Genomic DNA, 222 nt, shown 5'->3' with positions numbered 1-222 from the left:
GTTCACTATCGGTCGCCAAGGAGTATTTAGCCTTGGGAGGTGGTCCTCCCGGATTCCCACAGGGTTCCTCGTGTCCCGTGGTACTCGGGGTCAAATCGGGAGCCTCATCTATTTCGGCTACAGGGCTTTTACCTTGTGTCGCGGGACTTTCCAGTCCTCTTCGCCTATAGATAAGGTTTCTTACTCCCCGGCAGCTCTGCCGCGCTGCCTGATTTGCCCCTC

The 222-nt window shown here is 56.8% G+C and carries 1 rRNA gene; it reads right to left on the bottom strand.

Features of this window, described 5'->3' with window-relative positions:
• Positions 1 to 222 (bottom strand): 23S ribosomal RNA (locus JDF658_RS02850); the annotation flags it as partial.

It is taken from the genome of Carboxydocella sp. JDF658 (genome assembly GCF_002049395.1).
Taxonomy (GTDB): Bacteria; Bacillota.
Note: the sequence above shows the minus strand (reverse complement) of the source record. Positions and strands in the feature narration are given on the sequence as shown.